Origin of the sequence: Streptomyces arenae, assembly GCF_022343545.1 — a bacterium.
GTDB lineage: Bacteria > Actinomycetota > Actinomycetes > Streptomycetales > Streptomycetaceae > Streptomyces > Streptomyces humi.
The window spans coordinates 138676-161680 of the sequence record NZ_JAKQYH010000040.1; the positions used below are offsets into that span (position 1 = coordinate 138676).

A 23005-nucleotide genomic window follows, 5' to 3' on the forward strand; every position below is an offset into this window, starting at 1 on the left:
TGGCTGACCATCTCTCAATCGCGCTGAACTGCCGTCTCTACAGCGGGTTGTCCCGGAGCCAGGTCAGGATCTGGTCGGCGTGTTCGTTCGGGGGGAAGACCGGATAGAAGGCATGCTCGATCACGCCGTCGCGGATGATCAGGGTCAGCCGTTTGTAGAGCGTCAGCCCGCTGGTCTCGAACGTGGGCAGGCTGAGTTCCCGTGCCAGGCTCCGTGCGGGGTCGGAGAGCATCTGGAACGGCAGGTGGAGCCGCTCGACGACCTCACCCTGGTACTCGGTCGCCTGGCTGGACAGACCGAACACGCCGTCCGCTCCGGCGGCGAGGAGATCCTGGTAGTGATCGCGGAAGCCGCATGCCTCGGGCGTGCAGCCGCGCGCGCCGGGGATCGAGTCCCAGCCATCGGGCAGGTCGACGCCAGGGCGTCCGGTGAGCGGGTAGATGTAGATCACCGTGCGGCCCGCACCGAGCGCGTCGAGACGGACGGCATCGCCGCCGGTCGCGTGCAGTTCCAGGTGCGGCACCTTCCTGCCGGGCAGATGAGCAGCTGCGCCGTCGTCCTCGGGGACGGGCAGGTCGGCGGGCAGGCTCGTGTAGTCGGTCATCAGGTCCTCTCCTTCGTCGGCCGGCGAGACGCGGCTGCCGCGGTGGGCGGCTTGTTGCAGGTGTGCGACCAGTGCCGCCCGACGGGCGGTGAGACCCTCGATCCGCCGGGTCAGCTCGTCGATCGCGTCCCGGTAACCGGCCAGTGAGGCCGGACAGTCGTCGCCGTATCGATGGCCGGCTGCCAGGCACTCCAGGAACGGGCGGGTACGTTCAACAGGAATGCCAAGACTGCTCAGGGCCCGGATCTCCCGCGTGAGTCGTAGGTCGTGTTCGTCGTAGTCGCGGTAGCCGTTGGCCAGCCGCGCGGGCGTGAGCAAGCCCAGCGATTCGTAGTAGCGCACCGCTTTCGTCGTCACGCCCGCCTGCCGGGCCAGTTCGCTGATCTGCATGCCGCTCACCTCGAAGAACGCTAAACCCTGCCCTTGAGGGTAGGGTCAAGCCGCGGCGCGCATGCCCCGTTGCGCGGGCTCAGGGGAAGGTCAACGGTGCGGCTCACGGCACCGGCCCACCTGATCAGGTGGCGGGAACAGCCGGTCTTGGACGCGGCAGGAGGCGGCGCTGGGGCTTATAGACGGTGCCGCTTTCCAGCCAATGACCCCGGCGTGGTTACTTTGAGTGACAGACTGGTGGGCATGAAGAGTGAGACGTGGACATCCTCCCCCGCACCTTCACCGACGGCTGACGCTCCGTCCTCCCCTGACCGTGGTACGCCCGTCGTGCGGGTGGGGGTCGAGGAGGAGTACCTGCTGGTGGACCCGGTCTCCCGCCAGCTCAGCACCCGGGCGGACAAGGTCGTCACCGAAGCAGCCGGCGAACTCGGCCAGCGGGTCACCACCGAACTGACCCGCTACCAGATCGAGGTCCGCACCGAACCCCACACCAGCCTCGCCGGCCTCGGCGAGGACGTCCGCCATGCCCGGCACGCCGTCGCACGCGCCGCCGCACGCCTGGGACTGCGCATCATCTCCAGCGGCACGCCCGTGCTGGGCCAGCACACTCCCCCGCCACTCTCAGCCGGACAGCGTTATGCGCAGAGCCTGGCCACCTTCCGCGCACTGGACCACGAGCAGACCGTGTGCGCCTGCCACATCCACGTGGAGATCCCCGACCTCGACACCGCTCTGGCCGTCAGCAACCACCTGCGTCCCCACCTGCCCGCACTGATCGCCTTGAGCGGCAACTCGCCCTTCTGGCAGGGCCAGGACACCGGCTACGACAGCTGGCGTACCCTGACCTGGCAGCGCTGGCCCGTGGCCGGGCCCCCGCCCTACTTCGAGTCCGCCGCCCACTACGAGGATCTCGTCGGCCGGCTCATCAGCAGCCGCACCCTCCTGGACCGCGCCAGCGTGTACTGGGACATCCGCCCCTCCCACCACGTCCCGACCCTGGAAATCCGCGTCACCGACGCCGCCCCCACCCCCGACGACACCCTTCTGATGGCCGCCGCCGTCAAAGGCCTCACCACCGCAGCCCTCACCGCCGTACACGACGGACGACACGGGCCGAGACCGGAAACGGAAATGCTGCGCGCCGCATGCTGGCGCGCCGCACGTGACGGTGTGAAAGGCCAGAGCATCGACCTGCCCTCCGGCCGGCTCCAGCCCGCCGGCCTCCTCCTCGAGCAGCTCTGGAACACCGCGTTACCCGCCCTGCCCTCCGACGACCTCGACATCGCCGACACCGTCCGCCAACGCCTGGCCGGACAAGGCAACGGGGCCGACCGCCAACGAGCCGCCTACCGCCACCGACACAGTCACCATGACGTCGTCGACCACCTCATCCGGCAGACCGTCTGACCGCCGGCGACTCCCGCCAGTCCGCGCCAGCGGCCCGGGCCCGCCTTCACGCCCGCCTTCGCGCCGGGCGGGACCATCGCCCTCCCTGTCCCAGACGCGCTCGCCCAACTGACCGTGGCCGACGAACGCAGCACCGCCGCGCGGTGAGGTCCGCGTCTGGGCGGCCCTCGCCAAGCGCCTCGCAGCGCGGCTCAAGCCGTCGGCCCCGCCCGACGCGACGAGCGCCGGCGGGACCAGGCGGTGCGACGGCTGGTGCCGCGCCCTAAGCTGCGGGCATGACCGAGATCCAGACCCCGACGCCCCGCGACGCCTTCGAGCTGCTGCTCGCCGGTAACCAGCGCTTCGTCGCGGGCTCCCCTGAGCACCCCAACCAGGACGCCACGCGCCGTGCCGAGATCGCTCCCTCCCAGCAGCCCTTCGCCGTGCTGTTCGGGTGCTCCGACTCCCGGCTGGCCGCCGAGATCATCTTCGACCGCGGCCTGGGCGATCTGTTCGTGGTGCGCACCGCGGGCCACGTCGTGGGCTCGGAGGTGCTGGGCAGTATCGAGTACGGCGTGGACATCCTGGGCTGCCCGCTGGTCGTGGTCCTCGGTCACGACTCGTGCGGTGCGGTCGCCGCCGCGTGCGCGGCGCTGGAGGACGGCATGACACCGTCCGGATACGTCCGGGACGTCGTCGAGCGGGTCACCCCGAGCGTGCTGTCCGCGCGGGCCGCCGGACACGTCGAGCCCGAGGAGATCCTCGCGGAGCACATAAGGCACACCGTCGACCTGCTCCTGGACCGCTCCCGGGCCCTCGCCGAGAAGGTCGCCGCCGGGCAGGCCGCGGTGGTGGGCCTGTGCTACCGCCTGGCCGACGGCAGTGCACAGGTCGTCGCCTCCCGCGGCCTCGACGTGGCGGTCCCCGCCGCTTCCTGACCGCCCGGCCGCGGCCGGGCGGTCAGCGTGGCTGTCTCGCGGGATCCTCGTGTGCCTGGGACGGGGAACAGGTCATCACCGACGACTGGCGGCACGGGCTTCGCCCGGCCTGCCTGAGCGTTGGGCGCTGCGCGCTGAGCGCTCCGCCGAATCCGTCACGCATCCGCCCGGCCGCGTCTCCAGGATCCCGTCTCCAGGTGCCCGTCTCCTGGTCGCGTCTCCAGGTCCCGTCTCCAGGTGAAGTAAGGGAGCGGCGAAGGTGCTGGTCACATGGTGGGCCGGGGCCCCGCGGCGCGGCGGAGCCGGTTGGCGATCGCCAGTCCCAGCCCTTCCTGTGCCGGCACGGACGCGACGATGAGATCGCACCCCCGCTGGTCGAGTTCACGCAGGAACCCGTACAGCCCGCGCGCGTAGGCGTCCATCGAGGCAGGCACCGCCACCACGGTGTGCGCCTTCACCGGGGCGCCGGCGAAGGGGGCGGGCACGAAGACACCCACCCGGTGTCCCAGCTCCTGAGCGCGCTCCGCTTCGGCGATGACCTTCTCCGGCTCCACCAGGACGACCCGCGCACGCGGCGCGTAGTGCGACGGATGCTGGCCGGGCACCCGGATGCGGCTGGTCGAGGGGACCGCGAGCGGGAACCCCAGCACCGCTTCGAGGTCCTCGCGCGTCACACCGCCGGGCCGCAGGATGCTCGGGGCCTCGCCGGTGACGTCGACGATGGTGGACTCGACGCCGACCTGGCAGGGGCCGCCGTCCAGCACGAAGTCGACGGCGTCGCCGAGCTCGTCCCGGACGTCGTTCGCCGTGGTCGGACTGACCTGGCCGAAACGGTTGGCGGACGGGGCCGTGACACCGCCGCCGAAGGCCGCCAGCAGCGCGAGCGCGACGGGGTGGTCCGGCACACGCACGGCAACCGTGTCGAGGCCGCCGGTCGCTTCGAGAGGCACGCGGGAACCGCGCCGCAGGACCAGCGTGAGCGGCCCGGGCCAGAAGTGTTCGGCCAGTAGGCGGGCCGTGGCGGGCACGTCCTGAACCCAGTCGTCCAGCTGCTCCGCGCCGCCGATGTGGACGATCAGCGGGTGGGAGGGCGGGCGCCCCTTGACCTGGAAGATGCGCGCGACGGCGGCGGGATCCTCGGCGTTGGCGCCCAGACCGTAGACGGTCTCGGTCGGGAGGGCCACCAGGCCGCCGTCGCGCAGCACACCGGCCGCCTTCTCGATGTCACTGGTTCCTGCTGTCACCCTCGCCATCCTAGGAGCACCGGAGAGCGCCGACGACCATGAGCGATCCCAGCGCTGCCCGCGGTTCGGGGAGCGGGACCTCCTCTTGAGGCGTCGTGTCGCCGCGAGGCGCTGACGGCTGTGTTCCTCAGGTGGCGTTGCCGGGGCCGTCCGCGAGGGCGATGCGGGCGGTGATGCGTTTGCCGACCGGCTCGGCCTGCGCCTTCAGGTGCTGGGCGACGGCCTTCACGATCTCCAGGCCGTGCTGGCCGATCCGGCCGGCGTCCGCGGCCCGTGCGCTCGGCAGGACCGGATCGGAGTCCCACACCTCGACCTCGACCGTGCCGTCGACGATGCACAGGGTCATCAGCAGCGGGCCGGGAGCGTATTTGAGGGCGTTGGTGACCAGTTCGCTGACCACCAGCTGGGTCAGGTCCATGGCGCGCTGGGAGACGAACAAGCCGTGACCGTCGCGGACACGGACGGCCAGGAACTCCGCGGCCAGGTGGCGAGCCCGAGCGATGCACGCCCCGTCACCCTCGAGGGCCACACCGGTGCGGATGTCCCCTTCTCCCCGCGCCGCATCCTCTTCCGCCCCCGGACCCGGTTCCATCACGGCCACCATTCGCTTCCCCGTCACAACTTGTCGCGCTTACCCGCGGATCCCCATGGCACACCTCACCCTTGTGTTGGATGCAGCACACCAGCACACCGCTCCTACCACGATCCGCGGGCTGCGGGCCGAGGCGGGACTATGCCAGGATCACCCGCATGCCAGCCGACAATACGACGGACACCGAACACAGCGGGCAGCCCGGCGGGCTGTCGGTCACGATCACCACCACCGACGGGATCCGTGTCCTCACCCTGGCGGGAGAAATCGACCACCACACCGGTGACACACTCCGCCAGGCCCTCGACACGCCCGCCACCCCCGGCCCGCGCACCGTGGCGGACCTGAGCCAGGTCACCTTCATGGACTCCAGCGGCATCAACATCCTCATCGCCGCCCACCGCACCCTCAGCGAAGCCGGTGGCTGGCTCCGCCTGGCCGCACCCACCGCACCCGTGATGCGCACCATCAGCATCGTCGGCATCGACGCCATCATCGGCTGCCACGAAACCCTCAGCCAGGCACTCACCAGCTGACCACCCACCCGGGTACGCCGTGCGGGCAAAGCACCGGGCAGAACATGCCAGCCTGGGCTGCCGGACGGCGACGGCTCAGGGCTGCTTGCGCCGGCCCGGGGCTGCTTGCGCCGCGGACGAGCCCGGCCTGCGCGTAGCCGGCCGGGCTCACCCGCGAAGATCCGGGCCCTTGACCCAGAGCTCGCGGCTTGGGCGAAGTCGCGGCCAAGAACCCCAGTGACACATCACGTTCCCTGTGACCTCCGCACTTCGAGCCTACGCCCGCCCAGCCTGCTGAGGTTGCTGCTCACGGGAGGTGTGGAAGTCTGGTGGACGGGGCGGACAACGGGAGCGGGGCCGGCATGCGGGACGCCTACCACGAGGAGCTGGACTCGATCGGCGAGGGCCTGGTGGACATGGCGAACCGGGTCGGTTCGGCCCTGGGCCGGGCCACCAGCGCCCTGCTGGACGCCGATCTCCAGCTCGCGGAAAGCGTGATCTCCGCGCACGCCGAGGTCGAGCTTTTGCAGCGCGACCTGGACGACCGGGCGGTCGAGGTCCTGGCGCGCCAGCAGCCGGTCGCCACCGACCTGCGGGTGGTGGTCACCTCGCTGCGGATGAGCGCGGACCTGGAACGCTGCTCGGTCCTGGCCCAGCACGTGGCCAAACTGGCCCGGCTGCGCTATCCCGGAAAGGCCGTACCGCAGGACCTGCGCAGCACCGTCCTGGAGATGAGCCAGCTCGCCCAGCGCCTGATGGCGCAGACCGCCGACGTCCTCGTCACCCGCGACCTGGACGCCACGCTCCAGATGGAGCAGGACGACGACCGGATCGACGAGTTGCACCGCGGGATATTCCAGCACCTGATGGACGACCGCTGGCACCACGGAGTGGAGACCGCGGTCGACGTCACCCTGCTCGGCCGCTACTACGAACGCTTCGCCGACCACGCCGTCTCCGTCGCCCGCCGCATGGTCTTCCTGGTCACCGGCGAACACGCCGAGGACCCCGCCACCTCCCCACCCACGACGACCACCTGACCACAGCGGGCCCGGGTGCTCACGCTCCAGGCAGGCCGCGCAGCAGCCGACGGAACGCCAGGCGGCGGACCAGACCGGGTACGGCGTACACGGTGACCACCAGGACGGCCGTGGCGGTGGACGTGACGAGCGGGCCGATCCTGCACGAGACAGGCAGGACATAGCCGGTCAGCAGCAGGACGGGGACGGCCACGGCGAGAGCCCGGCCCCGGTCGTGACAGCCCGAGGCCTTCCCCAAACCCAAGATCACCTACCAGAAGCGGCTGGGCAGCTTGTCACCCCGGCCCGTGCGGCGCCACCGTTCGGTCTGTTCGCGTTGCGCTGTCGGGGTGCTGCGGGCTCAAGTCCGTCCGGCCGGTGACCGATGTCCTCCGTGGAAGATCCTTCGGGGAAGGGCTGGACACTGTGACGTCAGCATCGGTGCGGCGGACGCTGGACTCGCTCGCACTTGCCGTCGATGACCTGCGGGCCGGGCGGCCGGTCATCGTGGTCGACGACGAGGACCGGGAGAACGAGGGGGACCTGGTCATGGCGGCTGAGTTCGCCACTCCCGAGGCGATCGGCTTCTTCGTGCGCTGGACCAGCGGCCTGATCTGCGCGCCGTTGGCGCCGGAGGTGGCCGACCGGCTTCAGCTGCCGCTGATGGTCCCGCCCCTCGCGGGCACCGACCCGGTCGGGGCGACCGCGTTCACCGTGTCCGTGGACGCGGTCGGCACCGGCTCGGGGATCTCCGCCGCGGACCGGGCGAGCACCGTACGGGCGCTGGCCGATCCGCACACCCGTCCCGACCGGTTGACGCGCCCCGGGCACGTGTTCCCGCTGCGGGCCCGCCCGGGCGGGATCGCCGAACGGCGCGGGCACACCGAGGCCACCGTCGACCTGTTGCGGCTGGCCGGCCTGAGCCCGGTCGGGGTGATCAGCGAGGTCTGCCAGGACGACGGCTCCGTCGCCCGCTTCGAGCAGCTGCGTGCCTTCGCTGACACGCACAGCGTCGCGCTCGTCTCCATCGAGCAGATCGCCGACGGGCTGCGCCACGCGCAGCCGGTGACTTCGTGACGGTGGCGGCCCGGGCGACGATCTTCGATCTCGACGACACCCTCCTCGACACCCAGCACCTGTGGCCGAAGGTCTGCGCCGCGTTCGCGGCCCGCCACGGGCACCGCTGGCGCACCGAGGACACCCTCGCGCTGCACGGCAACGGCGCCTGGGCCGCCTACGTGGCTGCCCTGTGCGCCGACGCGACGGGACCCGACGAGGTGATCGAAGCGTGCACCGACGCGATGATCGGCGAAGTCGACGCCGGACACGTACGCGCGCTCCCCGGTGCGGTGGACCTGGTCCTCGAAGCCGCACGGCACGGGCTGACCGGCGTCGCCACCGCGAGCCCCCGCCGTTTCGTCCACGCGGCACTCGACCGGCTCGGTCTCTCAGCCCGGCTGCACACCGTCGTGTGCGGCGAGGACGTCACCCGGGCCAAGCCCGCGCCCGACGCCTATGTGCGCGCGGCGTACGAACTCGGCGTACCGCCCTCCGAGTGCCTGGCCGTCGAGGACTCCCCCAGTGGCATCCGCTCGGCGGTCACCGCCGGCCTGCGCGTCCTCGCCGTTCCGCGCAACGGCACGGAACTGCCCGCCGAGGTCGCCGACTTGCCCACGGCTCACGCTCGCAGCGCGGTCCACGCTCGTCCCGTTCTGGTCCGCATGCTCAGGCCCGACCTGGCGGCGCGGGCCTCCGAAGGGGCCCTCCGCCGCGTTCCGTGACCAGGCAGCGGGTCCGGGGCGTCGGCGCTGAGCCCGGTGGTCAGTCGGCCCGCTGGCGGGAGGGGCGCTCGGACTCCGCGGTGGCCGCCCAGGAGGAGAGCAGGCGCAGTCCCTCCTCGGAGGCCGAGCCGGGTTCCGCGGTGTAGACGGTGAGCGTGAGGCCGGGTTCGGCGGCCATCTCCAGGCCCTCGTAGGCGAGCGTCAGGTCGCCGATGGCGTGGTGGTGGAAGCGCTTGGTGCCGGTGCCGTGGTGGCGGACGTCGTGGGCGCCCCAGCGCGTGCGGAAGTCGTCGCTGCGGGTGGACAGCTCGCCGACCAGGTCGTGGAGGTCCTTGTCGTGGGGGTTGCGCCCGGCTTCGGTGCGCAGGATGGCCACGGCCATGTCGGCGGCCAGGTCCCAGTCCGGGTAGAAGCGGCGCGAGACGGGGTCGAGGAACTGGAAGCGCGCCAGGTTGGCCTGGTTGCCGGCCGAGGCGTAGAGGTCGTCGTAGAAGGCGCGGGCGAGCTGGTTGGTGGCGAGCAGGTCCATACGGCCGTTGCGGACGAAGGCCGGGCCGGTGGTGACGGCGTCCAGGACCCATTGCAGGCTCCGGTGGGCGGTCCAGGCCCGGGTGGTGCGGCGGCGGGGCCGCGTGAGGGCGTCGGAGCCGTCGGCGGCCTGCGCCAGGTTCAGGAGGTGGGCGCGTTCGGCGTCGTCGAGGTGGAGGGCGCGGGCGACGGCTTCGAGGACGGCCGGGGAGGCTCCGGCGAGGTTCCCGCGCTCCAGCTTGGCGTAGTACTCCACGCTCACATCGGCGAGCGCGGCGACCTCGCTGCGGCGCAGGCCGGGCACCCGTCTGCGGCTGCCTGCGGGCAGTCCCGCCTGTTCGGGGTTGATCTTCGCGCGCCGCGAGGTCAGGAACTCGCGTACCTCTGCCTGGTTGTCCACGCTTCGACGGTACGTCCTGCCCGCGTCCACAGGGGTGTACTGGCAGTACACCCCTTGACGGTGTCTCGCTGCGTGCGGTGGGAGCGGGTTACCTGGATGACGTGGTGCTTTCCGCCTGTCCCGGCACGACAGGCGTGCACCCCGCTCTGCACACGGCGGCGGTCCCGGTCATCCGGCGGCCACACGCCCCGGTACGCAAAGGAACCCCTCTCATGCGCGGCGCAGTGATCCACGCTCCCGGCGACGTCCGTTTCGAGACCGTGGCCGACCCCGAGATCCTCCACCCGACCGACGCGGTCATCCGGACGGCCGTGACCTGTGTGTGCGGCTCGGACCTGTGGCCCTACCGCGGTGCCGAGCCGATCGGCGACCCGCACCCGATGGGCCACGAGTACGTCGGCTTCGTGGAGGAGGTCGGCCCCGAGGTCACCTCGGTGCGGCCGGGCCAGTTCGTCGTCGGCTCCTTCGCCACCTCCGACAACACCTGCGCGAACTGCGCCAACGGCTTCCAGTCGAACTGCCTGCACCGCGAGTTCATGTCGACCTGCCAGGCCGAGTACGTGCGCATCCCCAACGCCCAGGGCACCCTGGTCGCCACCGACGAGGTGCCCGGCGAGGAGTTCTGGCCGGGTCTGCTGGCCGTGTCCGACGTCATGGGCACCGGCTGGTGGGCCGCCGAGGCCGCCGAGGTCAGGCCTGGCTCGACGGCCGTGGTCGTCGGCGACGGCGCGGTGGGCCTGTGCGCCGTGATCGCGGCGAAGGAGATGGGCGCGCAGCGGATCATCGCCATGTCCCGGCACGAGAGCCGGCAGAAGCTGGCGCTGGAGTTCGGCGCCACCGACATCGTCACCGAGCGCGGCGACGAGGGTATCGAGCGGATCAAGGGGCTGACCGGCGGGATCGGCGCCGACAGCGTCCTGGAGTGCGTCGGCACGGCCGAGGCGATACGCCAGGCCCTGCACTCGGCACGCCCCGGCGGCAGCGTCGGCTTCGTCGGCGTCCCCCACGACGTCGCGGTCGACGGGCAGGAGCTGTTCTTCTCCCACGTCGGTCTGCGCGGCGGCCCCGCCCCCGTACGGCGCTACCTCCCCGACCTGATCGACCGCGTCCTCGACCGCCGGATCGACCCGGGCAGGGTCTTCGACCTCACCCTGCCCCTCGACCAGGTCGCCGAGGGCTACAAGGCGATGGACGAGCGCCGCGCCGTGAAGACCCTCCTCAAGCCCTGACAAGCCCCAGTCGCCCCAGTTGCCCCGGTTGCCCCAGTCCGAAGGAAATCCATGCAGATCACCCGCAGTTCGATCGACACCGTCAAGGGACCGGCCGACTGGTTCACCGGCGACGTCTACATCGACGCCGTCGCCGCCGCCCCCGCCCCGTCCCGGGTCACCGCGAACCTGGTGCACTTCATGCCCGGCGCCCGCACCCACTGGCACCGGCATCCGCTGGGGCAGACCGTCTTCGTCACCGAGGGCGTCGGTCTGTGCCAGCGCCGCGGCGGGCAGGTCGAGGTCATCAGGCCCGGCGACCGCGTCCTGTTCGAGGCCGACGAGGAGCACTGGCACGGCGCCGCCCCGAACCGGCTGATGGTCCACCTGGCCATCAACGAGGGCGACGACGATCACGACGTCGTGCACTGGCTCGCCCCCGTCACCGACGAGGAGTACACCGCCGGCCCGGCCACCGCCTGAACGAGAAGGAACGGGCCGCCACGCAGCCGTCATCACGCGCGCCACCGGCCCTGAGCAAAGCCGCGGACGTTCTGAGCGGTCGGGTTCGTCGTCCTCACCGCCGCCGCAGGCCCCTCCCGGGCCACCCGGGCCGTGGGCGTCATGATGGGCGGTCCGACCCTGGCCAACGCCGTCGGCGTACCGATCGGCTCCCTCGTCGGCCGGTACACCGGCTGGCGCGGCCCTTTCCGGCCCTGGCCCTCCTCGCCGCCCTCGCGGCCGTGTTCGCCGGCCGGTTCCTCGCCGCCACGCGCCGGCAAGCGAAGACGTCGGTCAGGGCCGAGGTGTGTGCCCTGCGCCAGGGACGGTTGTGGCTCGCCCGGGCCGCCGCCGTCCTGATGTCCAGCACGCCGCGCCGGTAGGGGCGTGCAGGAAGGACGTGCAGGGGCGGGGGCCGGTACCCGCTTTGCGGCGTGCCGGTCAGAGTCCGTTGCCGTCGGGCAGGAGTGTGCGTGCGAGGCGGTCGGCGTGCAGGCGGACGGCTTCGGCCAGGTCCAGCGTGCCGCCGGAGATCACCCACTGCAGCTGGAGGCCGTCGCTGACGGCGATGCACTCGCGGGCCACCGCGGGGCAGTCGGTGTCCGCGCGTACCGTGCCGAGATCCATCGCGGCTGCCAGTTTCCGGGCGAGTTCGTCGACGGCGCTCTGGTAGCGCTCCGCGAAGAGCGTGTGCGCCGCGCTCGCGGGATCGGCGGCCTCGGCCGAGGTCAGGACGAACAGCTCGATGAGTCCGGGCTCCCTCAGGTGGCGCTCGGTGGCCGCCACCATGGCCCGCAGGATGTCGCGCCCGTCCGCGTCGTCGGGGAGCCGGGACCACCACGCGGCCTCGGCGGTGAAGCGATGCTCCATCACGGCGAGCAGCAGGTGCTTCTTGCTGCGGAAGTGGTGCAGCAGACCGCCCTCGGTGATGCCGACGTCCTCCGCGACGCGGGTCAGCGCGGTGCGCTGGTAGCCGTCGAGGGCGAACCGCCGGGCGGCCGCCTCCACGATCTTCTGCCGTCGGGCGATACCGACCGCGTAGCTGCCTCGCCGGCCCTGGGTGCTGCTGGTCATGGGGTTCACCGTAGTCACCGCCGGGCGCGGGAGGACCGGGCGGTACCCGCCACGACTCCCGCTGTGACATGAGTCACTCTCCGAAAACCTAGCGTACTCGGTTTTCACTTCGCATCATCGGTCGAAACCTCGGCGTAACGATGCGCCGACCTTCCTGGGAGCCTCCGCATGAGCCTTTCGCAGGACCCGGCGCCGCTTTCCCCGCCCGCCGACCCTGGTGACCCCCGCCTGACCGACGACGCCGGAACCGCACGCTGGAGCGCTTCGGAACTGCGGCGGCTGACCGCCCTGATCTGGCCCGGACAGCTGCTCGTGGTGGCCGGGATCATCGCCGCGAACTCCCAGCCGCAGATCGCCCAGCACTTCCACACCACGCAGATCGCCTGGTTCAGCCTGTCCTTCACGCTGGCCACGATCGTCGCCACGCCGTTCGCGGTACGCCTGGGTGACATGTACGGCAAGCGCAGGGTGATGCTCGCTCTCGCGGCGGCCGGACTCGTCGGCGACATCATCACGGTGGCCGCCCCGAACTATCCGGTGATGGTCCTCGGCCGCGTGATCGGCGGCCTCTACGGTCCCGTCGCGGTCCTCGTCCTGGCCGCCGTCCGCGATCTGTTCCCGCCCCGCAAGGTCGCCATGGCGCTGGGTACGGTCGCCGGCTCGGTCGGTGTGCTCAGCATGCTCGCCCCGTTGCTGTCCGGCTGGCTGCTGGACGCGTTCGGCTGGCGCGGCGCCCTGTGGTTCCTGGTCGCCTCCACCGTCGTGGCGATCCTGGCGCTGCTCGCCGTGCCCGAGACACCGCGGCGAGCCGTGGCCGAACGGCTCGACCGGACCGGTGCGCTGCTCCTGGGCGGCGGACTCGCCCTGGTGGTCTTCGCCGTCGGCCAGGGCCGTGACTGGGGCTGGACCTCGGCCGCGGTCATCGCCTCCCTGCTCGCCGGCCTGACCGCGCTGGCCGTCTTCGTCACCGTGGAGCTGCGGGTGACGAACCCGATCCTGGACCTGCGCATGCTGAGGCGTCGGTCGCTGGCCACCGTGCTGCTCGGGTCCTCCGTGCCCCAGGCGGCCTTCTACGCCTCGCAGGCGATCCTGATCTTCCTGGCACTCTTCCCGCCGATCCCGCACGTCTCCGACGGTCTCGGCTGGTCGACCACGCACAACGCCGTGATCGGCATCCCCGCCGGAATCATCACCTTCGCCGCCGGCGTCGGCGTCGGCAGGGCGGTGCGGACGGTCAGCCCGCGCAGTGTCTGGTACGTAGGACTGGCCGTCCTCGCCACCGGGCTCGTCCTGGCCGGCTACTACCACCACGACGCCGCCCAGATCGTCCTGACCGGTCTCGTCATGGGACTGGGCGGCGGCATCCTGATGGCCGGTCAGCAGGCCATGATCGTGTCGGTGGTCTCCGCCGAGGAGCAGGCCGCCGCCAACGGCCTGTCGTCGCTGCTCACCCAGGTCTTCCTCGCGCTCACCAACCAGGCCCTGTACACCGTCCTGGCGGCGGACTCCACGGTGTTCGACGGGACCGCCTTCTACCACGACGCCGCCTTCACCCACGCCTACCTCACCATGGCCGCCGTCGTCGTCCTCGGCCTGCTGATCTCGCTGGCCATCCCCCGGCTCGGCCGCCCTGCGGACACCGCCGCACACGACCTCGGCACCCCCTCCCCCGCCGCCCGGACCGCCTGAGACACCCACCCACACCCCCACACCCGTCCGAGAGGAACACCCGTGCCCCACCCCCGCCCCAGCCACCTGCGCGTCGAACACCTCGACCGGCCCCTGGGCATCCACACCCGACGCCCGCGCCTGTCGTGGAGACTTCCGCACGATGCCCGCGTACAACTCGCGTACCGCATCGAGGCCGGGGACTGGGACACGGGCCGGGTGGAGTCCCAGGACAACACCGGCATCCCCTACGGCGGTCCGGTGCCCGGCTCGGCCGTCCGGGTGCCCTGGCGGGTGAAGGTGTGGACCGACCTCGGTGAAAGCCCCTGGTCCGAGGAGTCCTGGTGGGAGACCGGCCTCCTCGAGCCGCAGGACTGGCAGGCACTCTGGATCGAACCGGCGGAGACCGAACCCGGCGCCGCCGGCCACCGGCCCGCCCACCTGCTGCGACACACCTTCAGCCTCGCCAAGCCCGTCCGCGAGGCACGGCTGCACGCCACCGCCCACGGGGTGTACGAGGCGTTCCTCAACGGCCGGCGTATCGGGGACATGGAACTCACCCCGGGCTTCACCGCCTACCGCTCCCGCCTCCAGGTCCAGGCGTACGACGTCACGGACCTGCTGGTCCACGGTGACAACGCCGTCGGGGCGATCCTGTCCGACGGCTGGTTCCGCGGCCGGCACGGCTTCGCCCGCGAGGCGGACGGCTTCGGCTCCCGTACCGGGCTCCTCGCCCAACTGACGATCACGCACCACGACGGCACCACGACCGTCCTGGGCACCGGCCCCGCCTGGCGCGGCACCCCGGGCGCCATCACCGCCGCCGACCTCATGGACGGCCAGACCACCGATCTGCGCCTGCACGCCCCGCGCTGGGCGACGGCCGCCTTCGACGACCGCGACTGGGGCAAGGCACAGGTCGCCGTCGGCGGGCTCTACGACGACTTCACGCGCCTGACCGGTCCTCTCGCCCCGCCCGTCCGCCGGGTCGAGGAACTCACACCTGTCGCGGTGACCTCACTCGGGGCCGGCCGCCATGTGGTGGACCTGGGACAGAACATCAACGGCTGGGTACGGCTGACGAACCTCGGCCCCGCCGGCACCCGCCTCACCCTCGTCCACGGCGAAGCCCTGGACGCCCAGGGCGACGTGACCACCGACAACATCCGCGCGTTCGACTGGGCCACCCGTCGCCCCCTGCCCGCCGGGCAGATCGACACGGTCGTCTCGGCGGGCCGGCCCGGCGAGGTGTTCGAGCCGCGCCACACCACCCACGGCTTCCGCTACGTCCGCGTCGAGGGCCACCCCGGCCGGCTCACCCCCGACGACGTCCGTGGCGTCGTCGTACACACCGACCTGACCCGCACCGGCTGGTTCACCAGCAGCGACGAACGGCTCAACCGCCTCCACGAGGCCGCCGTGTGGAGCCTGCGCGGCAACGTGTGCGACGTACCCACGGACTGCCCCCAGCGCGAGCGCGCCGCGTGGACAGGTGACTGGCAGGTCTTCGTGCCCACGGCCGCCTACCTCTACGACGTCGCCGGCTTCACCGCCAAGTGGCTGCGCGACCTGGCGGCCGACCAGTGGGCCGACGGCACCGTCCCCAACTTCGTACCCGACCCCGCCGACGAGCAGGCCCGCCGCGCCTCCGCGGAAGGCGGCATGAACGGCTCGGCCGGCTGGGGCGACGCCGCCGTCATCGTCCCCTGGGAGATGTGGCGCGCCTACGGCGACCTGGACCTCCTGCGCGTCCAGTACCCCTCCATGTGCGCCTGGGTCGACCTCGCCGCCCACCAGGCCCGCACCCGCCGCCACCCCGACCGGGCGGCCGCGCGACACCGGCCGGCCCCGCACGAGGAGTACTTGTGGGACACGGGTTTCCACTTCGGTGAATGGCTGGAGCCGGGTGTCGTCCCGGACCTCGATCCCACGCGCGACCACGGCGCCGTGGCCACCGCCTACCTGCACCGTTCGGCCGGCCTGCTCGCCCGCACCGCCGCCCTGCTCGGGCACCCGGCCGACGAGGTCCGCTACCGCCGGATCGCCGAGGGCGCCCGGCGCGCATGGCAGCGCGAGTACCTCGCCGACGACGGCACCGTCACCCCCGACACCCAGGCCACCCTGGTACGCGCGCTGGCCTTCGACCTGATCCCGGCCCCGCTGCGGGCCCGCGCCGCCGACCGGCTCGCCGCCCTGATCCGCGCCGCCGGCACCCACCTGTCCACCGGCTTCCTCAGCACCGGCCTGCTGCTCCCCGTCCTCGCCGAGGCCGGCCTGCTCGACCTCGCCTACGAACTGCTGCTCCAAGACACCGCACCCTCCTGGCTGACCATGATCGACAAAGGGGCGACCACCATCTGGGAGGACTGGGAGGGAACCGATGACGAGGGGCGTCCCAAGATGTCCTACAACCACTACAGCAAGGGTTCCGTCGTCTCCTTCCTCCACCAGTACGTCGCGGGCATCCGCCTGCCCGCCGCCCCCGCCGCGGGCGAAGCCGGATACCGGCGTTTCGTCATCGCCCCGCAGCCGGGCGGCGGCCTCAGCTCCGCATCCGCTCGCCTCGAATCGCCGCACGGCCGCATCACGAGCGAATGGCGCCTCCACGACGGGGAGTTCAGCCTCACGGTACTGATCCCTCCGGGTACCGAGGCGCAGATCCGCCTCCCGGGAACCGAATCCGCGACCGCCGGACCGGGCACACACACCTACACGATCGACATGTGCCATGAGCACACCTGACGGATGCGTATGCGGCAGTGTGCGCGCCTCAGCCGCACGGCTCCGGCACCGTACTCAGGGGGGCTCAGGGTGCCTCGACGAGAGGCGGTTCCCCCCAGGGGGCGGCCAGCGCCTGCCGCAGCGCGCCGACGGCGGCGGTGCCGATGCGTTCGGCCAGCACGCCCTCGATCACGGCGAGCGCGGCCTGGGCCCGGTGATGGACGCGGACGCCTTCGCCGGTGGGGCGGATCAGACGGCTGCGGGCCGAGGCCGGGTCGGGGATCTGCTCCAGCAGCCCCATGCCGATCAGACCGTGCACGGCCTGGTGGACGGTCTGCCGGGTGACGCCCATCCGGCGGGCGAGCTCGGAGATCGTGGTGCCCTGCTCGTCCAGGGTGGCGAAGACAGCGGCCTGGGCGACGGTCACCGCCTGTTCGCCCGCGGCCTCCATGCTGGCCAGCAACGCGTCGTCGAACCACCGCTTGGCCTCGGTGAACAGCTGGGGCAGGTTCGGCGCGGGCGTGGTCATGGCTCCTCGGCAGGACGGGGTGTCGAGCATACCGACCATGCTCCGACGACCCCGATCCGGCAAAACCTGCTGCATCACAGGGCGCCCCCCAGCCGAATGTCAGGTAGCCTGACATTCGTCGTTTCATCGTCTCGTCGCCGTCGCATCCCCGTCTCATCGTCCCGTCGGCGTCTCGTCGTCGTATCGGAGGTTTTCCATGACCATGGAGTTCGCCACTCGCTACCGGTCCCGCTCGCGCATTCCCGCCGAGCCGGGCAAGCCCTACTTCATCGAGAAGGGCATGGGCGACCGCGCCCACCTGTTCACGGACCTGGTCACCGTCTACGCCGGCGGCGAGCAGACCGAGAACACCTTCAACTTCTTCACCGTCGAAGGCCCCAGGGGCGACATCATCCCCGCCCACTCCCACGCCGACACCCACGAGATCTTCTACGTCACCGACGGCGCGGTCCGGCTCTTCGTCGAGGACCTCCAGGGCGAGCAGCAGGAGAAGCTCCTCACCGCGGGCGACTTCGGATTCGTACCCAAGAACTGCCCGCACGCCTACCGCATCGAGCGCCACCACAGCCGGATCGTCGGTGTCGCCGCCGGCCCGGGCAGGACCTTCGAGCGGTTCTTCGAAAGCCTCGGCACACCCACCGAGGAACTGGGCCTGCCGACACAGCCGTATGTGCCCGAACCGCACAAGTTCGGCACGGTCCCGCTCCAGCACGACGTGCGCTTCCTGCCCGACCACCAGTGGCGCACCGGGAACTGACCGCGATGGCGTACGTCCAGACGCTGCTGGCCGGGACCCTGGCCGGCGCCCTGTACGCGGCACTGCGCGTCAAGGCCCCCGCTCCCCCGCCCGTCGCCCTGGCCGGCCTGCTCGGCATACTGATCGGGCAGACCGTCCTGGAGAGGCTGTGAGCAGCGCAGCCCGCGCTCGCGTGACCGCGTTCGGCCGACGCATCGCCATCTCCTTTGCCGCGGGGCTGGCCATGGGCGCCCTCTACTGGACCTTCGGCCTGAGGGCGCCGGCGCCGGCCCTGCTGGGCCTCACCGGCCTGCTGGGCATCGGCCTCGGCGAGCGCGCAGCCACGGCGCTTGGCGCACGGGTCACCCTGCACCGCACCCCTGCGCCACCACCCCGAGCTCCGCACTCAGCCGACCCGGAGAAGCCGTCCGGCTGCACCTGCGTGCCGTCCGCACCTCGTTGACCGGCACACACCCATCCGACCCGCACACACCTCACCGACCGTCACACACCTCACCGACCCGCGCACACCTCACCGACCCGCACACCGGAACCGACCGGCCCGCCTCCTCCGACGCCCGTGGCACCGCCCCCGTCCCGTCCGGAAAGATCCTTCATGCCTCTGTCACCCGAGCTCGCCGCCCTGCTCGCCGCACCCCCACCCGCCCAGCTGCCGCTGCCGCCCGCCGCACACCCCTCCCCGGGGACACGGTTGTTGCGCGGCGCCGTCTACGCCGCCCCCGCCGGCATCCGCCCACTCGAACTCGACCTGTGGCTGCCCGACGAGTCCCACGACCCGCTGCCGGTCATCGTCTACGTCCACGGCGGCGGCTGGCGGACGGGCAGCCGTACGGACATGGGCCCGCGCTTCCGTCCGTGGCACCCCAGCCCCTTCGCCCGCCTCGCACAGGCCGGGTTCGCCGTCGCCAGTCTCGACTACCGGCTCACCGGCGAGGCCACCTACCCCGCCCAGCTGGAGGACGTCACCGCCGCCCTGGCCTGGCTCCACGCCCGCGCCGGCGAACTCGGCCTGGACACCGGCCGGGTTGTCACCTGGGGCGAATCCGCCGGGGCCCATCTGGCCACGCTGCTGGCCCTCACCAGCCCGGTGCTCGGCTGCGTCGCCTGGTACGGCCCCACCGACCTGACGACCCTGGCCGCCCAGTCCCAGCCCGGCACCTACGACGCCACCAGCCCCACGACACGCGAGGCGCTGCTGATCGGGGCGCCCTTGGCCGCGGCCCCCGAGCGCGCCCGTGCGGCCAGCCCGGTCAGCCACGTCACCGCCGACGCCCCGCCCTTCCTCATCCTGCACGGCACCGACGACGCCCTCATCCCACTCGCCCAGGGCGAGCAACTCGCCGCCGCCCTACGCCGGGCAGGAGCCCACGTCGACTTCCGCCCCGTCCCGGGCGCCGACCACGCATGGGCCGGCCTGCCCGACGAGGACGTCGAACGGTGCTTCACGACCTCCGTGGACTTCGCCCGCGCCCTCGTCGACAGGTGATCACTCACGGGTCTCGCGCAACCTGCCCTGCTTGGGCGGGCCCGCACGGCGCGGCCGCACCGGTGGCAGGCCACCGGATCACGACCGCGCCGCACGATCCCTGGCGGGTCGGTCGTCTACGGGGTGAGGCCGGCGGCCTGGAAGGCGGCTTCGACCTCGTTGCGCTGGTTGAGCGCGCCGTAGTAGTTGGGGTGGATGAAGGTACAGGCTTCCCCCTTGGGAAGCAGCGCGGGTACGTGGTCGCGGGCCGGGCACTGGTACTCGGCCGGGTCGGCCGGCTTGTGCACTCCGGGCGGCATGACCAGGTTCGAGAAGACGCCGTACATCCAGCGGTCGGAGCCACTGGCGCACACGCCATGGCCCTCGCTCGACGTGTAGGTGTCGACGTATGTGGCCTGGTTCTCGCCGGCCGCGTCGGCGATCTTCTGGTTCAGCTGCTGCTGTACGGCGTCGAGGTACGGTGCGTCGTTGGTCAGCCGGATCGTGCCGAGCTGGTGGAAGTTCCCGTACGAGCAGCCGAACCGGGTGGGCGCGATGGCGGGGTACCCCAGCAGGAACACCTTCGCCTCAGGAGCCCTGGAGTGGATGTCCGCCAGAGTGGCCTGCAGGCCGTCCTCGACGATCTGCCAGTGCTCGTTGAGCCAGTGCTGCCCTGCCTCGGACTCGTAGTAGGTCTTGCAGTACTTGACGGGCAGGGTCTGCTCGGCACCGATGGCCAGGCAGTTGTTCATGATGTCCCCGAAGCCGAGGTCGTTGCCGCCGATGCCGACCGTGACGATATCGGTGTCGGCGTCGACCTTGTCGATCTGCGGCGGCTTGGTGACCCAGCCGCCATGGTCCTTGCCGTTGGCGGGCGGGCCGAAGAGCGCTCCGGCCGGCTGGGGTCCCAGAACCCCGTGCGCGACCGTGGCTCCACCGCACGTCACGTCGGTCAGGTTCGTCCAGCCCGGGTGCGCCGCGTTGAGGTCCCGCTTCAGCATCGCCTCCCAGCTGTACCCGGAACGGCCGCACCCGTCGCTGTCAGCGGGATCGTCCCACGGCGGGACCATCACATCCGCGCTGTAGGAGTCTCCCAGCGCCACCCAGTTCAGTGGCTGTGCGGCCCGGCCGCGGCCGGCGCTCGCCGGGACCGCTGTGGCCGATCCGGCACTCACCGCACCGGCCACCAGCAGGGCTGTCGAGGCGAGGGCCACCAGTCGGCCCACGGACTTCGGACGCATCCGCGCCACCTCTCACTCTGTGTAGCCATATGGCTACGCACTGAAGGTAAGGGAGGCGTAAGGGCGATGGACGGGGTGCACCGGCCAAACCACCTGGGCGTATGGCGCCGAGGCTCCGGCTGCGGCGAGTGCGCCGGTGGCCGCCCTTCGGCAGCGGAGAGAAGCGGGTTGAAGAGCCAGGCGGCCAACGAGTAGGTGTGGTGCGGGCCTTCGCCCTTGGTTCGGCCTGGGCAGTCATCGCAGCACACAGGGCCCGTCCGCGGTGTGCGGACGGGCCCTGTCATCGAGCGCCGGGCAGGCCTTGCACCTGCATTTCCCCGCAGGAAGCGGGGCGTCTTTCCTTGGACCACCAACGCGGCACCAGCCGACCGGAGTCCGGCGACCAGCTCAAGATCGACTATAGCCCATGGAGGGGAGCGCTGCCTGTGTAATCACACCTGTCTGTTGATCTCTTTTTAGTGTCGCCGGGATACCTTTCAGCTGATCAGGATCCTTGTCGGTTGAGGGACGGACACAGTGAAGCAGCACGAGGGCCCGGGCAGGCTGTACCGGTCCGTGACAGGGGCGGTCGCGGTGGCCCTGGCGGTCGGCGGTTGCGGCGCCGGCGGCGGAACCGGTCATGCCGCCCGCACCTCCCGGCCCGCCGTACCGGACGGCACCAGCGGCACCACGCCCGCCATTTCCGACTCCATGGCTGCCTGGCGCAAGTGGGGCCTGTCTCCGCTGCCCGCGGCCCCCGGCCACCGGCCGACAAGCCGGTGCGGCTTTCGGCGACCGGAACCGTTCCGGTCCTCACGCACGTGCCGACCACGCAGAAGGTCGTCTTCATCACCGTGGACGACGGGCAGGAGAAGGACCCCAAGTTCATCCGGATGCTGCGGGACTTGAAGGTCCCGATCACGATGTTCCTGATGAACGACGCCATCAAGTCGGACTACACGTACTTCAAACCGCTACAGGCACTGGGCAACCACATCCAGAACCACACCCTGCACCACCCCGTGATGAGCACCCTCTCCCTGGCCCGCCAGAAGGAAGAAGTGTGCGGCGACCAGAAGATCCTCACCAGGAAGTACGGCACCGCGCCGCTGCTCTTCCGCCCGCCCTACGGCGCCTACGACACCGACACCAGGATCGCGGTCGGTGCGTGCGGGCCCCGCGCGATCGTGTGGTGGCGGGAGTCCATGCAGATCCGCAACATGCAGTACCAGTCAGCGGACAAGAAGCTGCACGCCGGGGACATCATCCTGGCCCACTTCCGTGGGCCGTCCGAGCTCAAGGGCACCACGATGACGCACATGTTCGCCAACCTGCTCCGGCACATCCGCGAGCAGGGCTTCGCCGTAGCCCGCCTGGAGGACTACATCCAGCCGCCGACCGGATGAACCGGCGGCCGGCCCGGTTGTCCCGGTTCTGCCTCGGCTTCGGCGTCGGGCGGTGCCTGCGGCAGGGTGATCCGGAAGGCGGCGCCGCCTTCGAGTCCCGGAGTCGGGGCAGGCTCCGCTGCCCCGACGTGTGCGCCTTGTGCCGCTCCGACGCGGCTCGTCGTCAGCCCAGTCCGCGGGCGTCCTGCTTCAGAGCCGTGTCGACCGTCAGCGCCGTGGCGACGACCAGGCTCCGCAGCGGCTCGGGAAGTTGCTGGTGGATCTGGAGAACGTAGTTGTCGGCCGTGGTGAACATGGTCTTCGCCAGGCCCTCCCAGGTCTTGGTGATCCGGGCGACCTCGGTGCCCGCCTGGTCGACGACGGCGAAGTTCCAGGCGCGCCAGTTCTCGCCCTTGATGGCGCCGATCTGGCTCCCGCCGGCGTTGATGGCGAAGTTGATCTTTCCGAAGACGTTCTGCTGGACCAACTCGCCCACCAGTTCCCCGTCCGGACGGGCGACGATCACCCGCGACTTGAATATCTTCGCCGGACGGGTCAGTCGCAGGACCGGCTGCCCCTGGGCGTCCCGGATCTCCAGCCTGTGCGTGAAGTACTGGTCCCAGTCGCTGATGAAGCGTACGACCTTGCGCAGCGCGCTCTGCCCGACCTCGGCCACGGACCCGATCTGGTTACCGTGCTGGTCCATGACCTTGTACTCGTTGGTCAGCTCTATGAGTTTGGCCTTCTGGTTCACGACCAGGACCGGTTCGGTGAAGAGGGTGCCGCCGCCAGGACCGCTCGGGGCGATCCCGGCCTGCTTCCGCACCTGGTGACTGACCTTCGGGTCAGGAGTGTTCGATTGTGTGGTCACTGCGGCAAGTTACTCCTCGGAGGGCGCGTTCCGGTCGGCCGCGCGTCGTCTCGTAGCCACACCGTGACGAATCGCGGGGCATCGGCTTCTGCCGCATCGATCTCTGGAGAGGGGACTGACACCCGGCCGCTGACGTCCGGGAACACGTCAGGGAAAGGAGAGACCGCGATGGCGGAGAACACGAGGCACGCGGAGAATACGAAGGACGT

Annotated in this window: 24 protein-coding genes; 15 read left to right on the forward strand and 9 right to left on the reverse strand. The window is 71.3% G+C overall.

Features of this window, described 5'->3' with window-relative positions:
- Positions 1-37 precede the first annotated feature (37 nt).
- The gene (locus tag MB828_RS16805; RefSeq protein ID WP_301648888.1) at positions 38-994 is read right to left on the reverse strand and encodes a redoxin family protein; all 957 of its coding nucleotides are present in this window, start codon (positions 992-994) and stop codon (positions 38-40) included.
- A 327-nt stretch (positions 995-1321) separates the two neighbouring features.
- Between MB828_RS16805 and MB828_RS16810 the strand changes: the two genes are divergently transcribed.
- On the forward strand, positions 1322-2401 hold the full coding sequence (locus MB828_RS16810; RefSeq protein WP_301648889.1) for a carboxylate-amine ligase: 1080 nt from the start codon (positions 1322-1324) through the stop codon (positions 2399-2401).
- A 275-nt stretch (positions 2402-2676) separates the two neighbouring features.
- Positions 2677-3318, forward strand: a complete 642-nt coding sequence (locus MB828_RS16815; RefSeq protein WP_301648890.1) for a carbonic anhydrase — start codon at positions 2677-2679, stop codon at positions 3316-3318.
- Between the two features lie 266 nt (positions 3319-3584).
- Here MB828_RS16815 and MB828_RS16820 read toward each other — a convergent pair whose 3' ends face one another.
- Together MB828_RS16820 and MB828_RS16825 are read right to left on the reverse strand one after the other, a co-directional pair.
- Complete coding sequence (locus MB828_RS16820; RefSeq protein ID WP_301648891.1) at positions 3585-4571, reverse strand: L-threonylcarbamoyladenylate synthase; 987 nt, start codon at positions 4569-4571, stop codon at positions 3585-3587.
- Between the two features lie 118 nt (positions 4572-4689).
- A complete protein-coding gene (locus MB828_RS16825) occupies positions 4690-5154 on the reverse strand; it encodes an ATP-binding protein (RefSeq protein WP_301648892.1) in 465 nt (154 codons plus the stop codon).
- A 158-nt stretch (positions 5155-5312) separates the two neighbouring features.
- Here MB828_RS16825 and MB828_RS16830 point away from each other — a divergent pair, with 158 nt between their 5' ends.
- Both MB828_RS16830 and phoU read left to right on the forward strand, forming a co-directional pair.
- Positions 5313-5690: an STAS domain-containing protein gene (locus MB828_RS16830; protein WP_301648893.1), complete on the forward strand. Its 378-nt coding sequence runs from the start codon at positions 5313-5315 to the stop codon at positions 5688-5690.
- A 341-nt stretch (positions 5691-6031) separates the two neighbouring features.
- Positions 6032-6709 carry a phosphate signaling complex protein PhoU gene (gene phoU / locus MB828_RS16835; RefSeq protein ID WP_301648957.1) on the forward strand — a complete coding sequence of 226 codons (678 nt, stop codon included), beginning with the start codon at positions 6032-6034 and terminating at the stop codon, positions 6707-6709.
- A 19-nt stretch (positions 6710-6728) separates the two neighbouring features.
- On the opposite strand, the gene MB828_RS16840 is transcribed toward phoU, so the two are convergent.
- On the reverse strand, positions 6729-6902 hold the full coding sequence (locus tag MB828_RS16840) for a hypothetical protein (RefSeq protein ID WP_301648894.1): 174 nt from the start codon (positions 6900-6902) through the stop codon (positions 6729-6731).
- Between the two features lie 212 nt (positions 6903-7114).
- Between MB828_RS16840 and ribB the strand changes: the two genes are divergently transcribed.
- Positions 7115-7765, forward strand: a complete 651-nt coding sequence (gene ribB, locus MB828_RS16845) for a 3,4-dihydroxy-2-butanone-4-phosphate synthase (RefSeq protein WP_301648895.1) — start codon at positions 7115-7117, stop codon at positions 7763-7765.
- Positions 7762-8469, forward strand: coding sequence for an HAD family hydrolase (locus tag MB828_RS16850; RefSeq protein ID WP_301648896.1), 708 nt, complete (start codon positions 7762-7764; stop codon positions 8467-8469). The genes ribB and MB828_RS16850 overlap by 4 nt, the downstream gene beginning before the upstream one ends.
- 40 nt (positions 8470-8509) lie before the next feature.
- On the opposite strand, the gene MB828_RS16855 is transcribed toward MB828_RS16850, so the two are convergent.
- The gene (locus MB828_RS16855) at positions 8510-9397 is read right to left on the reverse strand and encodes a helix-turn-helix transcriptional regulator (protein WP_301648897.1); all 888 of its coding nucleotides are present in this window, start codon (positions 9395-9397) and stop codon (positions 8510-8512) included.
- Positions 9398-9609: 212 nt separating this feature from the next.
- On the opposite strand from MB828_RS16855, the gene MB828_RS16860 reads away from it, so the two are divergent.
- Both MB828_RS16860 and MB828_RS16865 read left to right on the forward strand, forming a co-directional pair.
- Positions 9610-10626 (forward strand): zinc-dependent alcohol dehydrogenase family protein, encoded by a 1017-nt coding sequence (locus MB828_RS16860; protein ID WP_301648898.1) that lies wholly within the window; start codon positions 9610-9612, stop codon positions 10624-10626.
- 51 nt (positions 10627-10677) lie between these two features.
- The gene (locus MB828_RS16865; RefSeq protein ID WP_301648899.1) at positions 10678-11088 is read left to right on the forward strand and encodes a (R)-mandelonitrile lyase; all 411 of its coding nucleotides are present in this window, start codon (positions 10678-10680) and stop codon (positions 11086-11088) included.
- Between the two features lie 459 nt (positions 11089-11547).
- Here the strand turns inward: MB828_RS16865 and MB828_RS16870 are convergent, their stop codons facing one another.
- Entirely contained in the window at positions 11548-12180 is a 633-nt protein-coding gene (locus tag MB828_RS16870) for a TetR/AcrR family transcriptional regulator (protein ID WP_301648900.1), read from the reverse strand.
- Between the two features lie 168 nt (positions 12181-12348).
- On the opposite strand from MB828_RS16870, the gene MB828_RS16875 reads away from it, so the two are divergent.
- On the forward strand, positions 12349-13869 hold the full coding sequence (locus MB828_RS16875) for an MFS transporter (protein ID WP_301648901.1): 1521 nt from the start codon (positions 12349-12351) through the stop codon (positions 13867-13869).
- Positions 13870-13911: 42 nt separating this feature from the next.
- A complete protein-coding gene (locus tag MB828_RS16880) occupies positions 13912-16590 on the forward strand; it encodes an alpha-L-rhamnosidase (protein WP_301648902.1) in 2679 nt (892 codons plus the stop codon).
- Between the two features lie 64 nt (positions 16591-16654).
- Here MB828_RS16880 and MB828_RS16885 read toward each other — a convergent pair whose 3' ends face one another.
- Entirely contained in the window at positions 16655-17098 is a 444-nt protein-coding gene (locus MB828_RS16885; RefSeq protein ID WP_301648903.1) for a MarR family winged helix-turn-helix transcriptional regulator, read from the reverse strand.
- A 196-nt stretch (positions 17099-17294) separates the two neighbouring features.
- Between MB828_RS16885 and MB828_RS16890 the strand changes: the two genes are divergently transcribed.
- The 4 genes from MB828_RS16890 (at position 17295) to MB828_RS16905 (ending at position 19341) form a co-directional block, all read left to right on the forward strand.
- Complete coding sequence (locus tag MB828_RS16890) at positions 17295-17855, forward strand: quercetin 2,3-dioxygenase (protein ID WP_301648904.1); 561 nt, start codon at positions 17295-17297, stop codon at positions 17853-17855.
- Positions 17856-17860: 5 nt separating this feature from the next.
- Complete coding sequence (locus tag MB828_RS16895; protein WP_079178953.1) at positions 17861-18007, forward strand: DUF1427 family protein; 147 nt, start codon at positions 17861-17863, stop codon at positions 18005-18007.
- Positions 18004-18297, forward strand: a complete 294-nt coding sequence (locus tag MB828_RS16900; protein WP_301648905.1) for a DUF1427 family protein — start codon at positions 18004-18006, stop codon at positions 18295-18297. The genes MB828_RS16895 and MB828_RS16900 overlap by 4 nt, the downstream gene beginning before the upstream one ends.
- Before the next feature lie 153 nt (positions 18298-18450).
- A complete protein-coding gene (locus tag MB828_RS16905) occupies positions 18451-19341 on the forward strand; it encodes an alpha/beta hydrolase (protein WP_301648906.1) in 891 nt (296 codons plus the stop codon).
- A 116-nt stretch (positions 19342-19457) separates the two neighbouring features.
- On the opposite strand, the gene MB828_RS16910 is transcribed toward MB828_RS16905, so the two are convergent.
- The gene (locus MB828_RS16910) at positions 19458-20561 is read right to left on the reverse strand and encodes an SGNH/GDSL hydrolase family protein (protein ID WP_301648907.1); all 1104 of its coding nucleotides are present in this window, start codon (positions 20559-20561) and stop codon (positions 19458-19460) included.
- An 800-nt stretch (positions 20562-21361) separates the two neighbouring features.
- Between MB828_RS16910 and MB828_RS16915 the strand changes: the two genes are divergently transcribed.
- Positions 21362-21946, forward strand: coding sequence for a polysaccharide deacetylase family protein (locus tag MB828_RS16915; RefSeq protein WP_343236174.1), 585 nt, complete (start codon positions 21362-21364; stop codon positions 21944-21946).
- Positions 21947-22109: 163 nt separating this feature from the next.
- Here MB828_RS16915 and MB828_RS16920 read toward each other — a convergent pair whose 3' ends face one another.
- Positions 22110-22796, reverse strand: a complete 687-nt coding sequence (locus tag MB828_RS16920; RefSeq protein WP_301648908.1) for an LURP-one-related/scramblase family protein — start codon at positions 22794-22796, stop codon at positions 22110-22112.
- Positions 22797-23005: the final 209 nt, after the last annotated feature.